This window comes from Shewanella sp. ULN5 (genome assembly GCF_030731885.1).
Taxonomy (GTDB): Bacteria; Pseudomonadota; Gammaproteobacteria; order Enterobacterales; family Shewanellaceae; genus Shewanella; species Shewanella holmiensis.
Genome location: NZ_JAPJEE010000001.1, coordinates 349071 through 372962, shown reverse-complemented (window position 1 = coordinate 372962; position 23892 = coordinate 349071). Strand labels below are relative to the sequence as shown.

The window sequence follows — 23892 nt, the reverse complement described above, 5'->3', positions numbered from 1 at the left end:
GGTGATGAATATAGAAAAAATGCAACAACAAGCCGATCATGCTGTTGTGTTACTGAAGGCACTAGCAAACGAACGTAGATTGTTTATTTTATGCCACCTTTTAAATGATGGTGAAATGTGCGTTGGCGATATGAATAAAAAGCTAGGTTTGAGTCAGTCTGCGTTATCACAGCACCTCGCATGGTTAAGAAAGGATGACTTAGTGTGTACACGTAAAGAAGCACAAACTGTTTATTACTCGTTAAAAAGTGATGAAGTGAAAGCGTTAATTCAAGTGCTAAATAATATGTATTGCCACTAGTTTTCAATTTTTTATTGAGCCTTAATCATTAACCTGATTAAGGCTTTTTTATTGCAAAAAAAAACATAAATAAGATAGGGCTAAATTTTAGGCATAAAAAAACCGGCCTAAGCCGGTTTTTTAAATTGATTACTAAAATTAAGCAGCTAGTGCTTTGATTCTAGCATTCAAACGTGCCTTTTGACGACCAGCTTTATTCTTGTGAATAAGGCCTTTTGTCGCCATACGGTCAACGATTGGTTGTGCAACTGCGAACGCTTCTGTAGCCGCTTTGTGGTCACCGCTCTTGATAGCAGCGATAACTTTTTTAACGTATGTACGTAACATAGAGCGACGGCTTGCATTATGCTGACGACGCTTTTCAGACTGAAGCGCGCGCTTCTTTGCAGACTTGCTATTAGCCAAGGTGCAACTCCTAAAAACTGGATTTGATACTTTTAAAGGCCGAGGAATATGCCTGCTTTTTGTCGCTTTGTCAACGACAATGATTGAAATGCCATCATAAAGATAAAAATTTCAATCGAGCGTGCTTATCTTCAACCCACTCGTGTAATATGTGGCGGCAATTCTAACAGCTCTTTCGCCTATGTGACAGGGCTTGGTTAGAATATTTGTGACAAATCCCATTAAATTTTGTGGGCAGGATGTGCTTCAGGGGGCCAATTGAGTAAAAAGTTAATAAGATCAGGTGTGATTGTTAGTGCTATGACATTGATTTCACGCGTATTGGGTTTGGTGCGGGATGTTGTCATTGCAAACCTAATGGGTGCGGGAAGTAGTGCCGATGTGTTTTTTTTCGCGAATAAAATACCAAACTTTTTACGTCGACTGTTTGCAGAAGGTGCTTTTGCACAAGCTTTTGTACCTGTTTTAACTGAATACCAAGAAAAGCATACTCCAGAAGAAACAAGGGAGTTAATCGGTAAAGTTGCCGGTACCTTGGGGGGATTAGTTACATTGGTGACACTTTTTGGGGTATTAGGCTCACCTATATTAGCGGCATTGTTTGGCGGAGGCTGGTTTTTAGATTGGTTAAATGATGGCCCGAATGCCGAAAAATTTGAACTTGCATCATTAATGCTGAAAATCACCTTCCCCTATTTGTGGTTTATCACCTTTACCGCCTTAGCAGGATCAATTTTAAATACCAGAGGTCGCTTTGCTGTTTCAGCGTTTACGCCTGTTTTTCTTAATATTTCGATCATTGCATTTGCTTTATATGTCTCGCCTACCATGGAAAGCCCTGAAATTGGATTAGCATGGGGTGTTTTTGTTGGTGGCCTAGTACAATTTATATTTCAAATTCCTTTTTTAATCCAAGATCGTGCTTTAGTTAAACCTTCATGGGGGTGGCATCATCCTGGTGTGGTTAAAATTCGCACTTTAATGATCCCTGCGCTTTTCGGCGTTTCGGTTTCGCAAATCAACTTACTGTTCGATACTTTTATAGCCAGCTTTTTAATGACGGGATCGATTAGCTGGCTATATTACGCCGATCGATTGCTTGAGTTTCCGCTCGGATTATTTGGTATTGCCATTGCCACGGTGATTTTACCTGCGCTCTCAAAAAAGCATATTAATGCTGAAGGAGAAGGGTTTCGTCACACAATGGATTGGGGAGTTAAAGCTATTTTGCTTTTGGGTATGCCCGCGATGTTCGGCTTGATTTTACTCGCTCAACCAATGTTAATGGTGCTATTCATGCGTGGAGCATTTAGCATCACAGATGTTGAAATGGCTTCATACAGTCTAGTGGCTTATGGTGCCGGCCTGCTGAGCTTTATGATGATTAAGGTGTTAGCCCCAGGCTACTACTCAAGGCAGGATACTAAAACACCGGTTAAATTTGGCATAATTGCTATGGTAACCAATATGTTTTTTAACCTTATTTTTGCTATTCCTTTTGGTTATGTAGGCTTAGCGATAGCAACATCAATGTCCGCACTGCTAAATGCTGGGTTACTGTATCGAGGTCTGCATAAAGCTGGGGTGTATCAAGTCAGCCGTTCTACTTTGATTTTTACCTTTAAAATTATTGTTGCTACAGCTGTGATGTCTGGTTTGCTATTTTATTTCTCCCCAGATCAATCTCAGTGGCTGAGTTGGAATATTGGTCATCGAATGCTGATGCTTATCACCTTAATTATTGCTGGTGCAATCAGTTATTTAATGACGTTGCTTTTACTTGGCGTGAGGCCATGGAAAATTAAAAAAGCCCCTGTTTCACGATAAAGATAGAATTAAACGGGCTTAATAGAGTTAGTGGGTTTAAGTGAATAGGGCTTTGGGTATATAATCTGCCGATTTACTAACATCAAATTACTTGGGCAAGCATTGGCGAAATGGAATTAATCCGCGGTATACACAATATATTACCTTCTCATCATGGGTGCGTGCTCTCCATTGGTAACTTTGATGGTGTGCATCGTGGCCATGCTGAAGTGATAAAACGTTTGGTAGATAAAGCGCATCATTTTCAATTGCCTGCAACGATAATGACCTTTGAGCCTCAGCCACAAGAATTGTTTCGTGGCGACAAAGCGCCTGCAAGGTTAAGCTTGCTGCGTGATAAAGTCCGTTTACTTGATGAGCTAGAAGTCGACCGTTTATTGTGTGTTAACTTTACACCTTCTTTTGCCAGTCAACCCGCACAAGCTTTTATTGAAGATTTACTTGTTAATAAGCTTGGGGTGAAATACCTCGTAGTTGGTGACGATTTTTGTTTTGGCAAAGGCCGTGAAGGCACCTTTGATATGTTGGTCGCTGCAGGAAAAGAATTTGGTTTTACTGTGGTGAGTACGCAAAGTTTTATTGTTGGCTCGCAACGTGTGAGTTCAACCTTAGTACGCGAGCAACTGCAGCTTGGTAACTTAGAGCAAGCAAGGCGGTTGCTGGGACACCCCTTTATCTTAAGTGGTAGAGTGGCCCACGGACAAAAAATTGGCAGAACCATAGGTTTTCCAACGGCAAATATTGCTTTAAAAAGGAAAGTTGTTCCAGTACGCGGTGTTTTTGCTGTGCGTTTTTTTTGGGATGACAGTGATATATATGAGGGTGTTGCTAATATTGGTTTTAGACCAACGGTGCAAGGCCAAGTTTGCCAATTAGAAGTGCACTTATTCGATTTTGATGGTGACTTGTATGGCAAGCGAGTAGAAGTAGAATTAGTGGCAAAAATTCGTGATGAACAACCTTTTGAATCACTCGATGCACTAAAAAAACAAATTTTGAATGATGCGAATGAAGCCAAGGCTTTGTTCAGCTTTGATGCAAGCTGATGTATTCAGCTTAAACAACGGTATGGGATCAATGAGCGACTATAAACTGACTTTGAATTTGCCGGAAACTGAATTTCCGATGCGTGGTAACTTAGCTAATCGCGAGCCAGAAATGTTAAATCGCTGGACGCAAGATGGGCTGTATCAACACATTCGTGAAAATAGAACGGGTCGTAAACCGTTTATTTTGCACGATGGCCCTCCATATGCGAATGGCAGTATTCATATTGGTCACTCAGTTAATAAAATCCTAAAAGACATTATTATCAAGTCTAAAACCATGTCAGGTTTTGACGCGCCTTATATCCCTGGTTGGGATTGTCACGGTTTACCTATTGAGCTGAAAGTTGAGCAAAAAGTGGGTAAGCCTGGGCAGAAAATTTCTGCTGCAGAGTTTCGTGAAGAATGTCGTAAATATGCGGCTATTCAGGTTGAAGGTCAACGTGATGACTTCATCCGTTTAGGCGTGTTAGGTGATTGGCACAACCCATACCTGACCATGGACTTCAGCACTGAAGCGAATATTGTTCGCTCACTGGCGAAAGTGATTGACAGTGGCCACTTGCATAAAGGTGTTAAACCTGTGCACTGGTGTACCGATTGTGGTTCAGCGTTAGCTGAAGCCGAAGTTGAATACGAAGATAAAACGTCACCCGCAATCGATGTGGCTTTTGAAGCGACTGATAGCGCAGCCATTGCGGCTAAGTTCGGCGTTGAAAATTACGCTTATCCCGTTTCTATGGTCATCTGGACAACCACTCCTTGGACATTACCGGCTAACCGCGCATTGTCACTCAGTCCTGAATTAGATTACAGCTTAGTGGAATACACCAAAGAGGGTGTAACCGCAGCGGTGATTTTAGGTCGGGTGTTAGTTGAGTCATGTGTTGAACGTTTTGCATTTGATTCACATACTATTATTAGTGAAATCAAAGGTGCAGAACTTGAATTAACGCGCTTTAAACATCCTTTTTTAAGTTTTGATGTCCCCGCAATTTTAGGTGACCATGTTACCACCGACGCTGGTACCGGTATTGTTCATACAGCACCTGGTCATGGTCAAGACGACTTTGTTGTTGGTCAAAAATATGATTTAGAAGTTGCAAACCCTGTGGGTGATAATGGCGTATTTAAGCCTGATACTGAATTCTTTGCTGGTCAACATGTGTTTAAAGCCAATGATAACGTGGTAGCACTTTTAAAAGAAAAAGGCGCATTACTGAATCATGTGGCTTATCGTCATAGTTATCCGCATTGCTGGCGCCACAAAACCCCGATTATTTTCCGTGCAACGCCACAGTGGTTCATTTCGATGGATAACAAAGGCCTACGTACTCAAGCATTAGCTGAAATTGAAAAAACACAGTGGGTACCTGATTGGGGTCAAAGCCGTATCGAGAAAATGGTTGAGAACCGTCCAGACTGGTGTATTTCACGTCAGCGTACATGGGGAGTGCCAATCACCTTATTTGTACACCGTGAAACCGAAGAGTTACACCCTGATAGTGTTTCGTTGATGGAGCGTATCGCGCACCGTATCGAGCAACAGGGTATTCAAGCTTGGTGGGATTTAGATGAGTCTGAACTACTTGGTGAAGAAGCTTCACAATATCGCAAAGTGACAGACACACTCGACGTGTGGTACGACTCGGGTTCAACCTTCTCATCGGTTGTAGCATCACGTCCTGAGTTCCAAGGCCATGAAGTTGATTTGTATCTTGAAGGTAGCGATCAACATCGTGGTTGGTTTATGTCATCACTGATGATTTCAACGGCTATGAATGGCAAAGCGCCTTACAAGCAAGTGCTGACACACGGATTTACCGTTGATGGTAAAGGCCGCAAAATGTCTAAGTCTGTCGGTAACGTGATAGCGCCATTACAAGTTACCAACAAACTCGGTGCTGATATTCTACGTTTGTGGGTTGCCGCAACTGATTATAGCGGTGAAATGACGGTATCAGATGAAATTCTAAACCGCAGTGCTGATGCTTATCGACGTATACGCAATACCGCGCGTTTCTTATTGGCTAACTTGAATGGCTTCAATCCAGAAACCGATATGGTAGCCCCAGAAGATATGGTGGCATTAGATCGCTGGGTTATGCGCCGTGCAGATGCGTTGCAAAACGAAATTATTGCCGCATACGATCAATATAATTTCCATCTCGTCACTCAAAAGTTAATGCAGTTCTGTTCAGTTGAACTGGGTGCATTTTACTTAGATATTATTAAAGACCGCCAATATACCGCTAAACAAGATGGTAATGCGCGTCGTAGTTGTCAGTCGGCTTTATTCCACATTGCTGAAGCTATGGTACGTTGGATCACACCAATCTTAAGCTTCACCGCGGATGAAGTGTGGCAGTTACTACCGGGTAAACGTGAAAAGTATGTGTTTACTGAAGAATGGTATCAAGGATTACAATCTGTAACGCTTGACTCTGACTTAAGCGATGAATATTGGCAGAAGCTGCTTACGGTTAGAAATGAAGTTAACAAAGTGATTGAACAAGCCCGTCGTGATAAGCGTATTGGTGGTTCATTAGAAGCTGAAGTGACGCTATTTGCTGATACCGAGCTTATGGCGCAGTTGGCTAAGTTAGATGATGAACTACGCTTTGTATTGCTAACTTCTAAAGCCGTTGTTGCACCTTTAGCCGATGCACCAGCAGATGCAGTGGTTACAGAGCTCGAAAGCCTTAAATTAGTGGTGACCAAAAGTAATGCGCAAAAGTGTGAACGTTGCTGGCATCACCGTGAAGAAGTTAGCACCATTGAAGCTCACCCAACATTGTGTCAACGCTGTGTGACCAATATTGAAGGTGAAGGCGAAAAACGCGAGTTTGCATAAGGGTATGATTTTATGAGTACTGCTCCATTAAATTGGAAGGACAGTGGCTTGCGTTGGTATTGGGTAGCTGTATTTGTGTTTATTGCAGATCAGCTATCTAAACAATGGGTGCTGAATACGTTTGAGTTATATGACTCAATTCAGTTGTTGCCATTTTTTAATTTTACTTATGTACGCAATTACGGTGCAGCCTTTAGCTTTCTAAGTGATGCAGGTGGTTGGCAGAGATGGTTTTTTGCTGTTGTTGCCATAGGGTTTAGTACAATACTGACTATATGGTTAAGAAAGCAATCACATCAAATGCTGCGTACAAACCTTGCATACACCTTAGTCATAGGTGGCGCATTAGGTAATCTAGTTGATCGTTTAATGCATGGTTTTGTTGTCGATTTTATCGATTTCTACTGGAACACCAGCCATTACCCTGCATTTAATATTGCCGACTCAGCTATTTTTATTGGTGCAGTACTGATTATTTGGGAAGCATTTAAACCTGATGTAGTAAATGCTGAACAGGAGCAACCAAAGTGACCGATTTAAATCAGCCAGATATTCACGCGATTGTTTGTCATATGAATATCATTCTTGAAGATGGCTCTACTGCTGATAGCACTAAAGCATCTGGCAAACCTGCACGATTAAATATCGGTGATCAAAGTTTAAGTCCAGCTTTGGAAGCGCAGATTATTAATTTAATGGCTGGAGATAAGCATACTTTTACCCTAGAGGCTAAAGATGCTTTTGGTGAGTCGAATCCAGATGCGATTCACCATATGGATCGGAGTCGTTTTCCGGCGGACATGAAATTAGAGCCTGGTGTTATTGTCAGTTTTGCTGGCCCCGGTGGCAGTGAAATTCCTGGTATCGTGCGTGAAACATTGGGTGATTCAATCACTGTAGACTTAAATCATCCTTTAGCTGGGCGTAAAGTCACTTTTGAATTGGACGTTGTCAAAGTCATCACGGAGTAAACATTAGCCATGTTAAAAGTTGATCCTACCTCTGCCGAATTGAATATTTTATTAGCGAATCCTCGAGGTTTTTGTGCGGGGGTTGACCGGGCTATTAGTATCGTTGAGCGCGCATTAGAGCTATTTGAACCGCCGATTTATGTTCGTCATGAAGTGGTGCACAATCGTTATGTGGTGCAAAACTTAAAAGATCGCGGTGCCATTTTTGTTGAAGAGTTGCATCAAGTACCTGACAATTCAATTGTTATTTTTAGTGCCCACGGTGTTTCACAAGCAGTAAGAAAAGAAGCTAAAACTCGTGGCTTAAAAGTATTTGATGCGACGTGCCCATTAGTGACTAAAGTGCATCTACAAGTGACCCGAGCTAGCCGCAAAGGTATTGAGTGCATTTTGATTGGCCATGAAGGCCATCCTGAAGTTGAAGGCACAATGGGGCAATATGATAATGATGAAGGCGGGGTTTATTTAATTGAATCGCCAGAAGACGTTAATGCCCTAACGGTAAAAAATCCTGACAACTTATGCTTTGTTACTCAAACAACATTATCTGTGGATGACACACTAGATATTATTGCTGCATTACAAGCACGCTTCCCTTCTATTGAAGGTCCGCGTAAAGATGATATTTGTTATGCGACTCAAAACCGTCAAGATGCGGTAAGACAACTTTCTGAACAAGTTGATTTACTCATTGTTGTAGGCTCTAAAAACAGTTCAAATTCAAATAGATTACGTGAACTAGCTGAAAAAACCGGAACCCAGGCTTATTTAGTTGATACTGCTGCTGATGTTGAACCTTCATGGTTTGACGGCGTCACCAAAGTCGCTGTTACTGCTGGAGCTTCGGCACCAGAAGTGTTAGTTCAGCAGGTTGTAAATGCGATTGCTGAACATGCGCCTAGCGTGATCACTGAGGTGGAAGGGCGCAAAGAAGATATCGTTTTTGCGGTGCCTGCCGAGTTAAGGTAGCGTAAGCGCTTTTTCTCAGTCATACTGTATTAAATAAACCCGTAGCTTTTTAGTTACGGGTTTTTTTGTGCTTAAATTTTAATCGGAGTATAGTTGTTAGTTATAGTCGCTTTACGCAAACGTAAACAGATTAAACTAGATTGTTACCAACTTGTAAGTTAGAATTATTTGTCTACACATACGGTATAAGTTATAGATTTTTAAGCTTAAAACGTTATTTTTGAGGTCAAAATTATGGCGATTGTCGAAGGCTTGACACATGCAAGCTAAAGTCAAAGGATTTTCTCTCATTGAGGTGATGGTCTCACTGCTTATTCTAGTGATAGGCCTTATTGGCATTTTCAATTTACATATTGTTGCCAAAAGAGGTAGCTTTGAATCTTTCCAGCAAACTCAAGCTTCTTATTATGCCAATGATATTATCAACAGGATGAAGCTGAATAGAAGTCGATTAGCGCAATATGATGACAACTCACCTTATGTGGATATGCCGTCTACGGCACCTAAATCATGTAATGGCGCAGCCCTTTGCTCCGCAGATGAGCTAATGGCCTGGGATTTATATGAATGGCGAGCATCTTTTTCAGGGGCTAGTGAAAAGATTGGTGAGAAAAATGTAGGAGGGTTAGATACACCTACTGCCTGTATTGAGGTTAATGCAAATACCGTAACTGTAGTCCTCGCATGGCGAGGGATTCGAAAGACGACAATTGATGCCAATTTACCATCGTGCGGAATTGGCAAATTGAACCGCCGTATATTTTCTATTCAAACAGTGATTATTTAGATGAGAAATATAAACCCAAGTCTAAAAGTATATCAAAAAGGTATGTCTCTGGTTGAGTTAATGGTCGCTATGGTTATCGGCTTGTTCTTAACCGCGGGCGTTTTTACCATGTTTAGTATGTCGTCATCTAATGTGACGACAACCAGCCAGTTTAATCAATTGCAAGAAAATGGCCGGATAGCTCTGGCGATTATGGAGCGAGATATAAGCCAACTGGGTTTTTTTGGTGATTATACTGGGAGCGACATAGATACTACCAACCCTAATGTTATGTCGGGGGCAGTGCCTAATGATTGCTTCGGTGGGGGAGCTAATAATGCGACACTTCCAAATACTTCTGGGCTCCAATTTAGGCGCGTTTGGGGTTATGAAGCTGGTGTTAGTGGAGCAGGAATAAATTGTTTGGTTGGGGTGCGAGCAAATACCGACGTCATTCAACTTAAAAGACTCTTAGGACCCTGGGCTCCTTTACCGCTTAATACTTCACGTCACTATGTCGCAACCGCATCTCATGACGCAATTTTTTTCACTGGTGGGCAAGCTTTGCCTGTTCTTGAAAATAGTCGAATTTGGGAGTATCAGCATCATATTTATTTTATTAAAAATGACGGTGAGATACCAGTTCTGAGACGACGTACGCTGACGGTAACTAATGGTATGAATAACGAGGAACAGCTAGTCGAAGGAATCGAAAATATTCGAGTGTTATATGGATTTGATGATGATGCAGATGGTGTTGTTGATATATATAGACCTGTTTCTAACGTTTCAAATTTAATGTGGGAGTCTGCATTAATGAGACCCAATACAGATGCAACATTACTTACGCTACCCCGTTTGGTTGCTGTAAAAATATATGTGTTGGTTAGGTCGCAGCGAGAAGACTTTACTTACACCAATGATGTTGAATATCAGTTAGGAGATAAAACGATAGCCGCACCTAAAGACCACTATAGGCGTAAGGTGATGTCAACAACCGTAATTTTAGAGAACCCAATGCTTATAGGGAGCTAGATAATGGTACAAATCAAAAAGCAAGAAGGTGTGGTTCTGTTTTTTTCATTAATTGTTCTCATCATTATGACAGTTATAGGTGTTGCTTTAGCCATAAACTCTACTCAATCATTAAGAATGGCTGGGGCCGGAGCTGAACGTATTGAAGCAAAGGCGTTGGCTGATGGTGGCATCGCAGCCGTTTTATTAGATAAGGCTCCAGCATTTTTAGCAACTATGTCTAATGTTGATAATGCCAATAACTATTCTGGTGGGACACAAGTATTAACTCCGCTTCCTTTGGTTGATGATGGGGCTGGTGGACTTAAGGTGGAGCCTAAAAATGTGTCTTGTCATCGCGTAGGGCCTGCTAGTGGAACAGATGTATTTAAATGTCGACGTATTGAAATATCTAGCCAGGTTAGTTTTGGCCGAGATAATTTAGGTCAGTTGATAGTCGTTACAGGTATTGAGCAGGAAGTGCTCAGCGGGAGTGGAATATGAAGCTTAGTCAAATATTATGTGCAAGCCTTGTTGCCGCATTAACAATGCCAGCGCAATTACTGGCTGACGACACTGATTTGTATTTAAATCCAGAGTTAACTCAAAACCGTAGTAAGGTTTTAATCATATTTGATAACTCTGGCAGTATGGATGCTGAGGTTGAGGGGGCGCAAAAGGGTTATGACCCAACTATAACTTACCCTGCCGTTGGGAGTTCCAATTCGTATCAAGGTAGAATGATCTATTTTACTGTTGGCACGGGGATGGACGAGTCGTCATTACCTGTACCTGATAGTCCATCCGAGTCTCGCCGATTTAATGAGTTAATTAATGGTTGTGCTGCGTCAAAAATAGCATTAGATAAATATGGTCGTTTTACTGGCTATATTCGAGAGTTTAAATTTACCGGAAATGGTAAAGGTACATGGCAGCAGATTAAAGAAAATAGCGGTGCGGAAAAGAACAATCCGGTTGATTGTGGTGAAGATATCGAAGAAGGCACAGCTGATAATAATAAAACTTTAACAGGGTATGAGCCTGGTTATCCCCAAGATAGTGTTAAATCTGGCAATACTTATACCCCCTATGGCGCTGTAGATTCTGATGCTCAAGATACCGCTAAAGCTATTGGCTTTGGCACTGGCGAGTTAGTAACTCTTTATACCGACAATTATCTACGTTGGTACACTCTGTATAAAGGTGGCTTATTGCCCCCAGATGAAACCCCACCAACTCGACTAGAAATGGCGCAAAGTGCAATTACAGGTGTGATTAGTTCTATTCCCTCGGTCGATTTTGGTTTGGCTCTTTTCAATTTAAACTATCCTGATGAAGGTGATAGAGATGGCGGACGTATTGTCGCGGGCATTAAGCAAAGAACAAGCGCTGAAAAAGATTTATTAATTGGTACTGTTGAGAATATACCTGCTGAAACCAATACCCCTTTGTGCGAAACCTTATTCGAGGCATATAAGTATTTTAGCGGAGGGAAAATTACCTTTGGTCATTCTGATAGTAACTATTCAAATTGGTACCGAGCTAACAGGCCGCCCTATGATTCAAGCATTGAAGCGGATGGTAGTTATAAATCACCATTAACTGAGTGCTCAAAAATTGCGTACGTGATTTATATCACCGATGGTGCGCCAACGGTTGATACCAGTGCGAATAATTTTATAAAAGCATTAAATGACGCTCCATATGAGTATGACACCGTTCGGAATAGGTCTAGCTATTTACCTGCCTTAGCTGGATATATGTATAACAACGATATTCTGCCTAATACAGATAACTTTCAAAGAGTGATTACTCACTCAATAGGTTTTAGTTTAGCTGAGGGGTCTGAAGCAGAGCCATTATTGATCGAAACAGCTAGACGCGGTGGAGGTAAGTACTTTGCCGCTAATGATACCGCTCAGTTACAAGAAAAAATTAGTAATATAGTTGATGAAATAACCAAGACCGGACAGCGTTTTTCTGCTCCCGGAGTCGCTTTTAGTAATGCAGATCCTACAAGAACATTAGATTCTGCATATTACGCACTCTTTCGCCCTTCTCAAAGTCCAAAATGGGCCGGTAACCTCAAAAAGCTAAAAGTAAATTCAACTGGAACTCTTGTGGATGCTACTGGGAAACCTGCTATTGATAGCTCAGGAGGTATTTCCGAAACTGCTTGTAGTTTTTGGAGTGATTGTGCAGGAACACCAGATGGTAATGATGTGATTCTTGGAGGGGCAGCTAGAACCATTTCCCCTGACAAACGCATATTATACAGTGATATTGGTGCTGGAGGGGCTGTTACAACTCTATCTTTATCTAATGCGGCATTATATGCAGGCGGTTCAATCTCTTTGGCCACATACATGTCGCTTCCTCTCACAGATGTTAGTGCAGATTTAACTAAAGCGTTTGAATGGATTAAGGGGAATAATGTTGATAAAGCCGATGATGGAGAGTTTACATCTGAAGACTTTTCTGGAATACGAGGCGACATAGTAGGCGATCCCTTACATTCACAACCGCTTGCGATAGATTATGGCGGCGATGGTTCCAATGTGGTTATATTCTTCGGAACAAATCATGGGATGCTTCATGCTTTTAAAGATACAGGTTCATCAGTTTCTGAGAGTTGGGCATTTATGCCTTATCAATTGCTTCCCAATGTGACGACTCTTAGAGGAAATAATTATGCTATAGGCCATAGTGTATATGGAATGGATGGATCACCTGTCGCGTATTTAGAGAGAAACTCTAGTGGTGCAATAACTAAAGCATGGTTATTTATTGGTATGCGAAGAGGGGGCGAAACATATTTTGCGTTTGATGTGACAGATCCTTCTGCCAAACCCAAATTATTGTGGAAAGTGTCTAATAGTACCGATGGATTCACCGATTTAGGACAAACTTGGTCAACCCCGGTTGTGACTAGAGTCCTTGGTTCTGATAAACCTGTAGTGATTTTCGGTGGGGGATATAATCATGGCTATGACTCCGGTACGGGCAAAAATTCCGACGGACGTGCTGTTTTTATTGTGGACGCAGAGACTGGGTCGTTGGTACATAAATTTGGAGCGAGTGGTAGTACTATATTAAGTGGTATCGAAGATTCGATCGTTGGAGCTATTGCAACTCTTGATAGCAATAGTGATGGCTATACAGATAGATTGTATGCATCGGATTTGGGCGGTAAAGTTTGGCGCATGGACATGCCATCTGATGATAAGAGTACTTGGAGTGGGTTTAAGTTCGCTGATTTGGGCGGTACATTAAGTAACGATCGTCGATTCTTTTATGAGCCAATTGTTGCCCAAACCTACTTTACCAACACGACTAAAGTCACTGTTACCGATGCGTCAGGTACGACATCAACAGTCTCCTATCAAAATGTTCCTTATGATGCTGTAACTTTAGGCACAGGTAATAGGGCAGAACCATTAAATCGAACAACTAATGATATGTTTTATGTCTTACAAGATAGGAATGTTATTACTCAACAGTTTGGTTCTGGTGGTTCACCCGTTCCAGAAGCGATTACTTTTTCGAATCTTTACAATGTAACATCTGCGTCACCGACCACAGAGGCTGAAAATATCGAATTTGGTACTAAGAAAGGTTGGTATTATGACTTTCCTGTTGCTGGGGAAAAAAGTTTATCGCCTTCAATCATCATTAAAGGAAAGGTTTATTTTACGTCCTTTATTCCGACACAACCAGCGGCAGATCAAGATGTATGTACCGTTTCTTCTGTTGGTAGACTTTATACATTAGATCTACATAAAGGGGCCCGTTATGCTGAAAAGTATGTTATTGACGTATGTGATAATTGTATTCCACAACCTCCAAAAATTATCACTCCGCCAGCTGATAAGCCAATTCCTTGCGAGGGGGAGGATTGTCCGCCACCTTGTGAAGGGGAGGGTTGTACAAATCCTCCGGAGCCGGAGCCTGATTGTGAAAGCCAAATTAAGTTGATCATTGGTAAAGGTATTTGTGATGAGAATGGATTTAATTGTACAGGAACCATTAACCTTGATGCCTGTTTAAATACCAATAAACTTTATTACCATCAAGCTGAGAATAATTAATAATGCATAAAACTAAAGGCTTTACTCTAATTGAGTTGATGATAACGGTGGCTGTGATTGGTATTTTAGCTTCGATAGCCTACCCATCTTATATCGACTATATCACTAAAAGTGGGCGCTCTGAGGGTGTTGCTGCTGTGATGAAAGTGGCAAATTTGCAAGAGCAGTATTATTTAGATAATCGTGTTTATGCTACTGATATGTCTAAGCTTGGTCTTGCAAGTCCCTTTGTTACAGAACATGGTCATTACAGTGTTGCTTCTGCAGGCACCAGTGATTTTACAATAACTGCAACAGCCAAAGGAAGTCAGGCTAGCCGCGATAGCACCTGTGCAACAATTACCATGACATCAGTTGGAGTTAAAGGCCCCTCTACGGAGTGTTGGAAATGATTAAATATATTAGTGTTCTAACTTGCTTTATTTTATGTAGTTTGGCTTTGCCCGTGATTGCCGCCAAGCAGGACTATAAGTGCTATGTGAATAGTACAAAAGGTTCACAAGTTTTGTTTTATCGCTGGCAAGAGAAAGAAGCTCAATTGAGAGCTGCTAGCATAGTAGGTAAGCAGTTAACTGATAATAAAGGCAAAAAATATTTTATTAAAGAAGTTGAAGAATGTGTGCTGTTAAGTGAAGAATTTACTAGTGAAAAGGCCAAAGAGCAAGATAAGCAAACATTAAGATAATTTATTCGCATAAAAAACCTAGAGTGTGTCTAGGTTTTTTTATGGGCGGCTATAAATATATAAAGGGCTGATTAAATTTACAAACATGATAGGCCATCAACGTCATAAGAGATTAAACCGCTGGTACTGACATTGACGCTTTTAGAGTCAGCATCTTTAGCGCCTGGGCAATATATTATGTTGCCGCTACCAGCACTCACCATACCTTCAGCGGTAAATGAAAGCACAGATGCAGCACCTTTGACTTTATCTTGGCTATTAAAGCTATCAATTACCCTTAACTCATGTTCACCATCTGCATTATTAAGATAAACGCGAATACCATTACTCCAATCTGTAGTCGCTCCACAAGACGTTGCACTAGCAAACGGGCAGACATTAACCGTAGCGCCATAACTAATGGCTTGGTTGCGTGCAAAAGCCATTATATTATGAATTTTTTCGACATTATTATTTACTCTAACACCTTCATAAATAGATGTTAATGAAGGAACACCTATAGTGAGCAAAATTGCTGCAACTGCAATTGTTACCATAAGTTCAACCAAGGTAAAGCCGTTTCGAATTTTGAACATGATTACTATCCCCATAACTGCTTAAATGAGTATATGTGAGAATGGTTTAAATTTCAGTATCTAAAACTTAATCATTAAACAATTTTATAACAGATAGTAAGAATGTCTGATGCAGTTTGCGTTAATTATCTGAGCATTTGATATCTTTATTGGTTGAAAACCTTGCTCTACCAGCTTGATTGATGATTACTGCTCTAGAATAAGGGCTATCAAACGTTTCTGGGCAATAAGTGAGTGTGCCGTTGGTTCCGGAGGCTAAGCCGTCTGGCTGGAAACGTACAGCTTTTCGATTATATTGAACGATATCGTTTACGTGGAAGGCATTTATTTTTTTTAATATTTTATCCTTGCTATCTAATTGATTCATTACACCATTATCACTGAAAATTGAAAAACCAGCCTGCCAGTTGTTACTGCACTTGCCTTGCTCTAGAGGACAGACAGTCACTCTTGTGCCATAGCTGATGGCCATGTTTCTGGCGAATTGCATCGAGTGTTGAATGGTTCTTATATTGCTATCTACTCTTGATTGCAGCTGAATAGCATTAAAAGATGGGAACGCAATGACAGATAGTAAGCTAGTAATGGTTATGGTGGTCATTAGTTCAACCAAATTAAACCCAGTATTATGGCGAGGTAAGTACATAGTTGATTCATCCTTGATAACAATAAAGCCGCATCCCGCAGTAGTTGGTTAAATTATAGTCGATGATTAGGTTTTTAACTGAAAATACGGTTTTAAAATAAGTTCAAAATGCTGCAGAAAAATAAGTTGCTTTCAAGTAAGATGTTGAACAGTTGCATTTTGTTACGATAAACTTTAAAAGTTACATCATCTTAGGCAAGTTAATTCGCCTGTTTAGCCCTTTTAGGAGTGATTAAATGAAAAAAGTAGAAGCCATTATTAAGCCATTTAAGTTAGATGATGTGCGTGAATCACTCGCAGAGATTGGTATTACTGGCATGACAGTATCTGAAGTAAAGGGATTTGGCCGCCAAAAAGGTCATACAGAACTTTATCGCGGTGCTGAATATATGGTTGATTTTCTACCTAAAGTGAAAATTGAGTTAGTGATCCAAGATGATCTTTTAGAGCAAGCTATCGATGTTATTGTCGATACCGCACGAACAGGAAAAATAGGTGACGGCAAAATATTTGTGACTGAAGTCGAGCGCGTAATACGGATACGTACCGGTGAAGAAAACGAAGAAGCGGTATAACCTAAGGCCTTTGTGGCCTTTTTTATTGGCTTAATTTTGTTAAAACGTTGTCTGTTTAAGTTGTGTAATTCATAGGATTGTTGTCATGGCTCAAAAGATTGTCATTGTTGGTGGTGGCGCTGCAGGTTTAGCGTTAGCGTCTCGACTTGGTCGCAAGTTTGGACTCAGTAAACAAATGGATGTTTGTTTAATTGATAAAAACACCATTCATATTTGGAAACCTAAACTCCATGAAGTGGCTGTCGGCGTCATTGATCAGTCGATTGAAGGTTTACAATATCGAGATCATGGTTTAAAAAATGGCTATCAATATGTGCGCGGCTGTATTGAGCAATGTGATCCACAAACTAAGTCTATTCAACTCGCTGCTGTTATCAACGATGAAAATGAAGTCATCATTCCACAAAGAAAAATAGAATATGATTATTTAGTGCTTGCTTTGGGTGGCGTTTCTAATAGTTTTAACACCTTAGGGGCAGAACAGAATTGCATCTTTTTAGACAGTTTGAATAGCGCTAACCGTTTTCATGACAAACTGTTAGATGCCTTGTTGCAATTAAATGAAACACAAGACAAATTGAGTATTGGCATTGTCGGTGCTGGCGCAACCGGCGTTGAGCTGGCTGCTGAGTTGCATCATGTAATCGAGTCGGTTGCTGAATATGGCTATAGTAATATTTCAAAACAACATTTAGAAATACACCTTATCGAAGCCGCAGAAAAAGTATTACCTCAGTTACCTGAACAGGTGAGTTTACGCGCACAGGCAGTGTTATCAAAATTAGGCATTAAATTACATTTAGCCGTTCAAGTAAAAGAAGTTACAAAACAGGGGTTTATAACCTCTAGCGGTGAAACGATTAATGCTAATATTAAAGTTTGGGCTGCCGGAGTGAAAGGCCCTAAGGTGTTAGAGCGTTTTTCTGCATTACCTATCACGCCTCGTAATCAAATTGATGTTGATCAATATATGCAAGTGAAGGGCATCGACAATATTTATGCGCTTGGTGATTGTGCTCAACTGATCCAAGATAATGGCAAGCCTGTGCCGCCAAGAGCGCAAGCAGCTGCGCAGATGGCTGAAACATTATTTAAAAACATATGTTTAAAAATGAAGCATCAACCTGAAAAACCTTTTATTTATAAAGATTATGGTTCATTAGTTTCTTTAAGCCGTTTTTCTGCAGTAGGGAATCTAATGGGGAACTTACGTACTGGAACCTTTTTTGTTGAAGGCCATCTTGCTCGTATTATGTATATTTCTTTGTATCAACGTCACCTTATTAGTCTTTATGGTTGGATGTCTGCGTTCGTTTACCGTCTTGCACAAAAATTGCTTCGCTGGAAAAGACCAAAACTGAAATTGCATTAATAATGGCAAATACTGAAAAGAAAAAACGTCTCTATATGGAGACGTTTTTTATGAAGTACAGAGTATTAATTGATATGAGGTGATGCAGATGAATCACGTATAACCGGATTAGGTGTAAAGATTTTGAATTTTTCACCACCTTGATCTTTATGTTTATTGATCAACAGTTGCGTTGCTATCTGTGCAATTTCAACATTGGGTTGGTGAACTGTGGTTAATTTTGGCCATGTTTGGCGCGAGAATGGGCTATCTTCGAATCCCACAATCGATAAATCTTTCGGAATATCAAGCCCCGCTAAACGGGCTGCAAACAATGCTCCCGCTGCAATTTCATCGTTACAAGCCACAATGGCCGAGGGGCGGTTTTTCATCGCGATCAGCTTATTTGCACCTTCTACACCCGATTCAAAGGAATATTTGCCATCGAGAACCCAGTTTTCATTAACTGTTAACTGGTTACTTTCAATAGCCTTTCTAAATCCAAGTAAACGCTCTTTTGTCGATTCATGTTGATGGTCACCACTTAAAAAACCGATATGCTGGTGGCCAAGACTGATTAAGTGCTGAGTGATTTCAACTGCACCATGCTTATCGTTTACTAATACCGTTAGCCCTTTATGTTCGTCAGTGTTTTCACCGGCGATGATCCTAACGTAATTGGCGTTTATCTTATCTAAGGCCGCCAATATATTTGGGTCTTCAGACATAGGTGGCGTCAGCACTAACCCAGCAAGTCTTGAATGCTTCACCATAGAAGTAAGCTCATCGCAGATGGATTCAGATTTCGCATTGCAAGGATGAATCAATAGCTCAAACCCTCGATCATTACACGCCGATAAAATGCCATTTTGCATATCAATCACATAATAAGCATTTGGGTTATCGTAAATAAAACCAATAACATAAGAGCTAGTGCTGGCAAGGTTTCGTGCTGCAAGGTTGGGCTGGTAATTCAGCGCTGCTATGGCTTGATTCACTTTATCAATTGTTGCTTGTTTCACTGAGGGTTCTTTATTGGTGACCCTAGATACTGTTTTTATCGACACGCCGGCATATTTGGCAACGTCATTTATGGTTACTTTCATGTAAGAGTTAGCTCTTCTTCAGGCGAAACCCACTTAATTGATCCCCCGTAATCGATCGCTTTCATGGGTTATTTATCGGGTAATAGTGCGAGTTTTTAAAAAAATAGGCAATCATCAATTTTTTAACAGGTAGGATCAGCTTGCTTTTTGAGGCGATAATAGCAGTGTTTACATCGTGTTTACATTATTTACATCCATGTTTTATAAAGTTTTATCATCATTTATAATGATAAATTGCATAATAAAGTAGTAAAAAAAAACAGCGAATAGTTATTTTGTTGTGGCGTGGCTGTTAATTTTTGTGTAATGTTTGCTCTAGACATGACAGCGTTGTCATTCCGTCGGAATGGTTATGAACTCAAAAACGATAATAAGTTATGGAAGGGGAACAAAGATGCGACCATCAACCTTTAAGAAAAATGTACTAGCGACTAACATCGCAATCCTACTTGGCAGTGTTGTATCTGTTGGCGCTTATGCCGCAGATGAAGCCACTGCTGCTGATGAAAATATTGAAAAAATTGAAGTGCGCGGTATGCGTGCATCTTTAAAAGCTTCTGTAAACGAGAAGCGTTTTTCAAATGCCGTTGTTGATGCAGTGACTGCAGAAGACATTGGTAAGTTCCCTGACGGTGATGTTGGTGAATCTTTAGCACGTATTCCTGGTGTAGCTGTTAATCGTCAATTTGGCCAAGGCCAAGGTGTATCGATTCGTGGTGCATCAAGCAGTTTAACTCGTACTTTGTTGAACGGTCACTCTGTAGCTTCTACAGGTTGGTACGACCAACAGGGTATTGACCGTAGCTTCAACTATTCTTTATTGCCACCAGAAATGGTCGGTGGTATTGAAATTTACAAATCATCTCAAGCTGACTTACCGGAAGGTGGGGTCGGTGGTACTGTAATTGTTAAAACTCGTAAGCCATTAGACTTAGACGCTAGTTCATTATTTTTAAGCGCTAAAGGTGACTACGGTACAATTTCAGAAGAAACAGATCCTGAATTATCTGGCCTTTACAGCTGGAAAAATGATGACGAAAACTTCGGTTTCCTAATCTCTGCTGCGGGTTCAGAAACAAATTATCAACGTAACGGTATCGAATCTTTATTAGGTTGGGGCGAAATTGTTCCGACTACATTCGAACAAGAGCGTAAGCGTACTGCGATTAATGGTGCATTCCAATACAGCCCAATGGATAACTTAAACTTCGGTTTAAACATCATGAGCCTAGACATGAAAGCGAACAACGCTAACACGTCTTTATTTGTAATGTTCCCTGATGATAAAGATGCTGCATGTGAAGAGCGTAACGCTTCTGGTACTTGTACTTTCTACCGTCGTGATGGTAAAGGTGCTAATCCAGGTTGGGCACAAACATGGGCCCGTCAAGCAAGCATGGATTCAAATACCTATGACTTAAACTTCGACTATGAAGCCGAAAACTTTAAAGTAGAAGGCCGTGTAGGTAATACTAAATCTGAAGGTGGTACTGATTTAACGTCTAACTACGGTTTCTGGTTAGGTACTGCTGCTGATTACGCTGGTACATATGATGCCAGAGGCGAAGTAATTGACATTAATATCGCTAACAAAAACTTCACAGCTGAAGATTTCGGTGGTCAATTATCGCCAGCAGGTTGGGCACTGAAAAGCCAACCAAACTCTGATGAAGAAACTTATGCGCAGTTTGATTTCACTATTCCTGTTGATTTAGGTGTAATTACTTCATTCAAAACCGGTTTACGTTATGCAGACCATGATGTTACTCAGTTGACTTTACCTGCAAATGTTAAAGCTTCTATTACTGAAAAAGATGCTTCAGCGTATTACAACGGTCAAGTTTCATCAGGTGCTGGTTTCACATTGCCTAAGCCTAATATGGATGCAATGCTAGCTGATGCGTGGGCAGCAATTGACGGCTTCTCAACTGACGGTACTCAATATAAGTCAGGTTACGGCACAATTAACGAGAAAAACCTGTCAGTATATGCAATGGCTAACTTCGATGCTGAAGGTATGCGTGGTAACTTTGGTTTACGTTATATTTCTACAGACGCTGAATCAGATTATTATAAGCTTCAAGCAGACGGCACTTATGCTGATGAGTTAAGCACTAATAAAGCAAGCTACAACGATGTATTACCAAGCATTAACATCGCATTTGATGTTGCATCTGACGTAATTATTCGTACTTCTGCTTCACAAGTTATCTCTCGTGCTACCTACGGTGATATGTTCTCAGCTTCGTCTTTAGCTGGTTACAATGACGGCACAGCAGGCAATGAAGTATTAAATACTGGTAATGTAGGTTTAGAGCCGTTTAAAGCAACTCAAGCTGATTTAGGTGTTGAATGGTACTTCAGTCCAGACGGGTTATTTGGTGCCTCTTACTTTATTAAAGATATCAGCTCATTTATTACCTCTGCACAGATTTTAGGTCAAAGCATTGGTATCATCGATCCTAACTCAGGTAAAGATGAGTGGACTGTTTCAACGAAGAAAAATGGTACTGGTGGTCAAATCCAAGGTATCGAACTTCAATTACAAGATGCATTTGATAACGGCCTAGGCTATTCAGCTAACTATACTTTTGCTGATTCAAATGCTGATGCTGAAAACTATCCAGACCAAGTGAGCGTGTTCTCTGATTCATCTAAGCACACTGTTAACTTAGTGGGTTTCTATGAAATGGATGATTTCTCTGCCCGTGTTGCATACAACTGGCGTAGTGAATATATGATCCGCGAATTACCAGGTTTCTATGGTAACCGTGAGCATCAACCATTTGGTACTGTTGATTTAAGTGCTAACTACCAGATCACTGATTATTTAGGTGTGTCGTTTGAAGTGGTTAACTTACTTGAAGAAGACAGCGTACAGTTAGGTGTTGCACCTGATGGCGCCGACGTTAAGCCTGAACTTAAAAATGGTTACCCAGCATGGAGCTTTGAAGGTGAAGCGCGTTACAAGCTTGGTTTAAACCTACGCTTCTAATTTGAATCAATTTTTTAATTGATATGCCTTAAAGCCCAGCCTATGCTGGGCTTTTTATTATATTCAAAGGTCGTCGTATGAATATTCAAAAAGTTGCTGTCATTGGCGGTGGTACGGCGGGTTGGTTAGCCGCTAACCATCTTGGAAAAGCGTTACTTAGCAAGAATGTGTCAATTACCTTAGTAGAGTCACCTGACATTCCGACCATTGGTGTGGGGGAGGGCACTATACCGACTATTCGCAAGACATTACAAAGTTTTGGTATTAGTGAAACAGAGTTCATCAAGCGCTGTGATGTGACATTCAAGCAATCAATTAAGTTTCAAAATTGGCTTGATAAGCGGTTACATGGACCCACTAATTTTTATCATCATCTGTTTGACCCACCAAGTCCAATGGGGGATGATTTATCAGCACTATGGCTTCAAACACCAATGCAAGAGTACAGCAAACTGGTGTCAAGTCAGCATGCTGTTTGTGAGGCTAACCTTGCGCCTAAGCTGATTACAACGCCAGAATATCAAGCTATTCAGGGGTATGCTTACCATTTAAATGCAGCAAAATTTGCATTATTATTGGCCGATAATGCGCAACAAAAATTTGGTGTAACGCATATTAAAGCCAATGTGGTTGACACTAAGTTGCACCTCGATGGCAGTATAGATGCTTTGATACTGGATACCTGTGGTGAGCAAAAGTTTGATTTTTATATCGACTGCAGTGGGTTTGAGTCTATTTTGCTAGCTAAAGCATTAAAGGTGCCTTTCGTCGATAAATCTCAGCAGTTATTTGTTAATAAAGCCGTTGTTGTTCAAGTGCCAACCGAATCAGATGCCATTATTCCGCCGTACACAAAAGCAACGGCCCATCAGGCCGGTTGGATTTGGGATATAGCCTTATCCTCCCGTCGAGGTGTTGGGTTGGTGTATTCAAATGCCCATCTTGAAGATGAGCAAGCGCAGCAAAAACTCAATCGATATTTACAAGGACGCTTAGATCAATACTCCTATCGCACGATCCCGATGAATGTAGGCTATCGAAAACAATTTTGGGCTAAAAATTGTGTCGCTTTAGGTTTGGCTCAAGGCTTTTTAGAGCCGATTGAAGCCACATCTATCATGCTAACTGATTTTGCTGCCGGGTATTTAGCTAATCGCTTTCCGACGAGCACAGAACAAATGGCTGCATTATCAGAACGATTTAATCAAACCATGACCTATGCGTGGGAGCGGGTTGTGGAGTTTGCTAAGATGCATTATTGTCTTTCGGATCGCACTGATTCAGACTTTTGGATTGAAAATAGAGATCCACAAACCATTCCAGAGGGATTGCAAAACAAACTTGCCTTGTGGAACGAATATGTCCCAATGAGTGAAGATTTATTTTCAAAATTTGAAGTGTTTAATGTTGAGAATTATCTCTATGTGCTTTACGGCATGAAGTATGCGACTAAAACGCCTCAAATTGGCGAACTATCGCTAACAGAAGGCAAAAAGCATGCAGATAGGATACAGCAGCGTGCAAATTTATTATGTCAGCAGCTGCCTTCCCATAGAGACTTGCTACAAAAAATCCATCAGTTCGGTTTACAAAAAGTATGATTTCAACCATTTTTGATGGTTATTTAAGCTATTGATGTTCAGTATCTTGAATAAGCCACGTTGCCACTTGAAAAAGCTGGATAACTTGGTAGTTTCAAGTACTAATTTTATTTTAAA

General features: G+C 40.7%; 21 protein-coding genes. 17 read left to right on the top strand and 4 right to left on the bottom strand.

The window, feature by feature from the left end; genetic code table 11:
* Positions 1 to 4: 4 nt before the first annotated feature.
* The gene (locus tag ORI98_RS01640; protein ID WP_188841265.1) at positions 5 to 301 is read left to right on the top strand and encodes a metalloregulator ArsR/SmtB family transcription factor; all 297 of its coding nucleotides are present in this window, start codon (positions 5 to 7) and stop codon (positions 299 to 301) included.
* A gap of 138 nt (positions 302 to 439) precedes the next feature.
* Here ORI98_RS01640 and rpsT read toward each other — a convergent pair whose 3' ends face one another.
* The gene (gene rpsT, locus ORI98_RS01635; RefSeq protein ID WP_261297582.1) at positions 440 to 706 is read right to left on the bottom strand and encodes a 30S ribosomal protein S20; all 267 of its coding nucleotides are present in this window, start codon (positions 704 to 706) and stop codon (positions 440 to 442) included.
* A gap of 258 nt (positions 707 to 964) precedes the next feature.
* Between rpsT and murJ the strand changes: the two genes are divergently transcribed.
* The 12 genes from murJ to ORI98_RS01575 all read left to right on the top strand — a co-directional run bounded on the left by murJ (position 965) and on the right by ORI98_RS01575 (position 14926).
* Positions 965 to 2533 carry a murein biosynthesis integral membrane protein MurJ gene (murJ, locus tag ORI98_RS01630; RefSeq protein WP_261297583.1) on the top strand — a complete coding sequence of 523 codons (1569 nt, stop codon included), beginning with the start codon at positions 965 to 967 and terminating at the stop codon, positions 2531 to 2533.
* A 110-nt stretch (positions 2534 to 2643) separates the two neighbouring features.
* On the top strand, positions 2644 to 3579 hold the full coding sequence (ribF, locus tag ORI98_RS01625) for a bifunctional riboflavin kinase/FAD synthetase (RefSeq protein WP_306133998.1): 936 nt from the start codon (positions 2644 to 2646) through the stop codon (positions 3577 to 3579).
* Positions 3580 to 3610: 31 nt separating this feature from the next.
* The gene (ileS, locus tag ORI98_RS01620) at positions 3611 to 6433 is read left to right on the top strand and encodes an isoleucine--tRNA ligase (RefSeq protein WP_306134063.1); all 2823 of its coding nucleotides are present in this window, start codon (positions 3611 to 3613) and stop codon (positions 6431 to 6433) included.
* A gap of 12 nt (positions 6434 to 6445) precedes the next feature.
* Positions 6446 to 6964, top strand: a complete 519-nt coding sequence (gene lspA / locus ORI98_RS01615) for a signal peptidase II (RefSeq protein ID WP_261297585.1) — start codon at positions 6446 to 6448, stop codon at positions 6962 to 6964.
* Positions 6961 to 7404 (top strand): FKBP-type peptidyl-prolyl cis-trans isomerase, encoded by a 444-nt coding sequence (fkpB, locus tag ORI98_RS01610; RefSeq protein WP_306133997.1) that lies wholly within the window; start codon positions 6961 to 6963, stop codon positions 7402 to 7404. The genes lspA and fkpB overlap by 4 nt, the downstream gene beginning before the upstream one ends.
* A gap of 39 nt (positions 7405 to 7443) precedes the next feature.
* Positions 7444 to 8373, top strand: coding sequence for a 4-hydroxy-3-methylbut-2-enyl diphosphate reductase (gene ispH, locus ORI98_RS01605; protein WP_306134062.1), 930 nt, complete (start codon positions 7444 to 7446; stop codon positions 8371 to 8373).
* A 259-nt stretch (positions 8374 to 8632) separates the two neighbouring features.
* A complete protein-coding gene (gene pilV, locus ORI98_RS01600) occupies positions 8633 to 9160 on the top strand; it encodes a type IV pilus modification protein PilV (RefSeq protein ID WP_306133996.1) in 528 nt (175 codons plus the stop codon).
* A complete protein-coding gene (locus ORI98_RS01595; protein WP_306133995.1) occupies positions 9161 to 10174 on the top strand; it encodes a PilW family protein in 1014 nt (337 codons plus the stop codon). It begins immediately after the preceding gene.
* 12 nt (positions 10175 to 10186) lie between these two features.
* A complete protein-coding gene (locus tag ORI98_RS01590) occupies positions 10187 to 10657 on the top strand; it encodes a pilus assembly PilX N-terminal domain-containing protein (RefSeq protein ID WP_306134061.1) in 471 nt (156 codons plus the stop codon).
* The gene (locus ORI98_RS01585; protein ID WP_306133994.1) at positions 10654 to 14241 is read left to right on the top strand and encodes a pilus assembly protein; all 3588 of its coding nucleotides are present in this window, start codon (positions 10654 to 10656) and stop codon (positions 14239 to 14241) included. Before ORI98_RS01590 ends, ORI98_RS01585 begins: the two co-directional genes overlap by 4 nt.
* Before the next feature lie 2 nt (positions 14242 to 14243).
* Positions 14244 to 14633 (top strand): type IV pilin protein, encoded by a 390-nt coding sequence (locus tag ORI98_RS01580; protein WP_306133993.1) that lies wholly within the window; start codon positions 14244 to 14246, stop codon positions 14631 to 14633.
* A complete protein-coding gene (locus tag ORI98_RS01575; protein WP_306133992.1) occupies positions 14630 to 14926 on the top strand; it encodes a TapY2 family type IVa secretion system protein in 297 nt (98 codons plus the stop codon). Before ORI98_RS01580 ends, ORI98_RS01575 begins: the two co-directional genes overlap by 4 nt.
* A 77-nt stretch (positions 14927 to 15003) precedes the next feature.
* On the opposite strand, the gene ORI98_RS01570 is transcribed toward ORI98_RS01575, so the two are convergent.
* On the bottom strand, positions 15004 to 15501 hold the full coding sequence (locus ORI98_RS01570; protein WP_306133991.1) for a GspH/FimT family pseudopilin: 498 nt from the start codon (positions 15499 to 15501) through the stop codon (positions 15004 to 15006).
* 121 nt (positions 15502 to 15622) lie between these two features.
* Positions 15623 to 16147: a GspH/FimT family pseudopilin gene (locus ORI98_RS01565; RefSeq protein WP_306133990.1), complete on the bottom strand. Its 525-nt coding sequence runs from the start codon at positions 16145 to 16147 to the stop codon at positions 15623 to 15625.
* 236 nt (positions 16148 to 16383) lie between these two features.
* On the opposite strand from ORI98_RS01565, the gene glnB reads away from it, so the two are divergent.
* Both glnB and ORI98_RS01555 read left to right on the top strand, forming a co-directional pair.
* Positions 16384 to 16722 carry a nitrogen regulatory protein P-II gene (gene glnB / locus ORI98_RS01560; protein ID WP_188841253.1) on the top strand — a complete coding sequence of 113 codons (339 nt, stop codon included), beginning with the start codon at positions 16384 to 16386 and terminating at the stop codon, positions 16720 to 16722.
* Between the two features lie 85 nt (positions 16723 to 16807).
* Positions 16808 to 18094, top strand: a complete 1287-nt coding sequence (locus ORI98_RS01555) for an NAD(P)/FAD-dependent oxidoreductase (protein WP_306133989.1) — start codon at positions 16808 to 16810, stop codon at positions 18092 to 18094.
* 65 nt (positions 18095 to 18159) lie between these two features.
* Here ORI98_RS01555 and ORI98_RS01550 read toward each other — a convergent pair whose 3' ends face one another.
* Entirely contained in the window at positions 18160 to 19179 is a 1020-nt protein-coding gene (locus ORI98_RS01550; protein ID WP_261297595.1) for a LacI family DNA-binding transcriptional regulator, read from the bottom strand.
* A gap of 394 nt (positions 19180 to 19573) precedes the next feature.
* Here ORI98_RS01550 and ORI98_RS01545 point away from each other — a divergent pair, with 394 nt between their 5' ends.
* Positions 19574 to 22174, top strand: coding sequence for a TonB-dependent receptor (locus ORI98_RS01545; RefSeq protein WP_306133988.1), 2601 nt, complete (start codon positions 19574 to 19576; stop codon positions 22172 to 22174).
* Between the two features lie 77 nt (positions 22175 to 22251).
* Positions 22252 to 23775: a tryptophan halogenase family protein gene (locus ORI98_RS01540; protein ID WP_306133987.1), complete on the top strand. Its 1524-nt coding sequence runs from the start codon at positions 22252 to 22254 to the stop codon at positions 23773 to 23775.
* Positions 23776 to 23892 lie beyond the last annotated feature (117 nt).

Coding starts and splice junctions, on each gene's coding strand:
- ORI98_RS01640 (WP_188841265.1), top strand. CDS start 5: ATGAATATAGAAAAAATGCAACAACAAGCCGATCATGCTGTTGTGTTA.
- ribF (WP_306133998.1), top strand. CDS start 2,644: ATGGAATTAATCCGCGGTATACACAATATATTACCTTCTCATCATGGG.
- ileS (WP_306134063.1), top strand. CDS start 3,611: ATGAGCGACTATAAACTGACTTTGAATTTGCCGGAAACTGAATTTCCG.
- lspA (WP_261297585.1), top strand. CDS start 6,446: ATGAGTACTGCTCCATTAAATTGGAAGGACAGTGGCTTGCGTTGGTAT.
- pilV (WP_306133996.1), top strand. CDS start 8,633: ATGCAAGCTAAAGTCAAAGGATTTTCTCTCATTGAGGTGATGGTCTCA.
- ORI98_RS01595 (WP_306133995.1), top strand. CDS start 9,161: ATGAGAAATATAAACCCAAGTCTAAAAGTATATCAAAAAGGTATGTCT.
- ORI98_RS01585 (WP_306133994.1), top strand. CDS start 10,654: ATGAAGCTTAGTCAAATATTATGTGCAAGCCTTGTTGCCGCATTAACA.
- ORI98_RS01580 (WP_306133993.1), top strand. CDS start 14,244: ATGCATAAAACTAAAGGCTTTACTCTAATTGAGTTGATGATAACGGTG.
- ORI98_RS01575 (WP_306133992.1), top strand. CDS start 14,630: ATGATTAAATATATTAGTGTTCTAACTTGCTTTATTTTATGTAGTTTG.
- ORI98_RS01570 (WP_306133991.1), bottom strand. CDS start 15,501: ATGTTCAAAATTCGAAACGGCTTTACCTTGGTTGAACTTATGGTAACA.
- ORI98_RS01565 (WP_306133990.1), bottom strand. CDS start 16,147: ATGTACTTACCTCGCCATAATACTGGGTTTAATTTGGTTGAACTAATG.
- glnB (WP_188841253.1), top strand. CDS start 16,384: ATGAAAAAAGTAGAAGCCATTATTAAGCCATTTAAGTTAGATGATGTG.
- ORI98_RS01555 (WP_306133989.1), top strand. CDS start 16,808: ATGGCTCAAAAGATTGTCATTGTTGGTGGTGGCGCTGCAGGTTTAGCG.
- ORI98_RS01550 (WP_261297595.1), bottom strand. CDS start 19,179: ATGAAAGTAACCATAAATGACGTTGCCAAATATGCCGGCGTGTCGATA.
- ORI98_RS01545 (WP_306133988.1), top strand. CDS start 19,574: ATGCGACCATCAACCTTTAAGAAAAATGTACTAGCGACTAACATCGCA.
- ORI98_RS01540 (WP_306133987.1), top strand. CDS start 22,252: ATGAATATTCAAAAAGTTGCTGTCATTGGCGGTGGTACGGCGGGTTGG.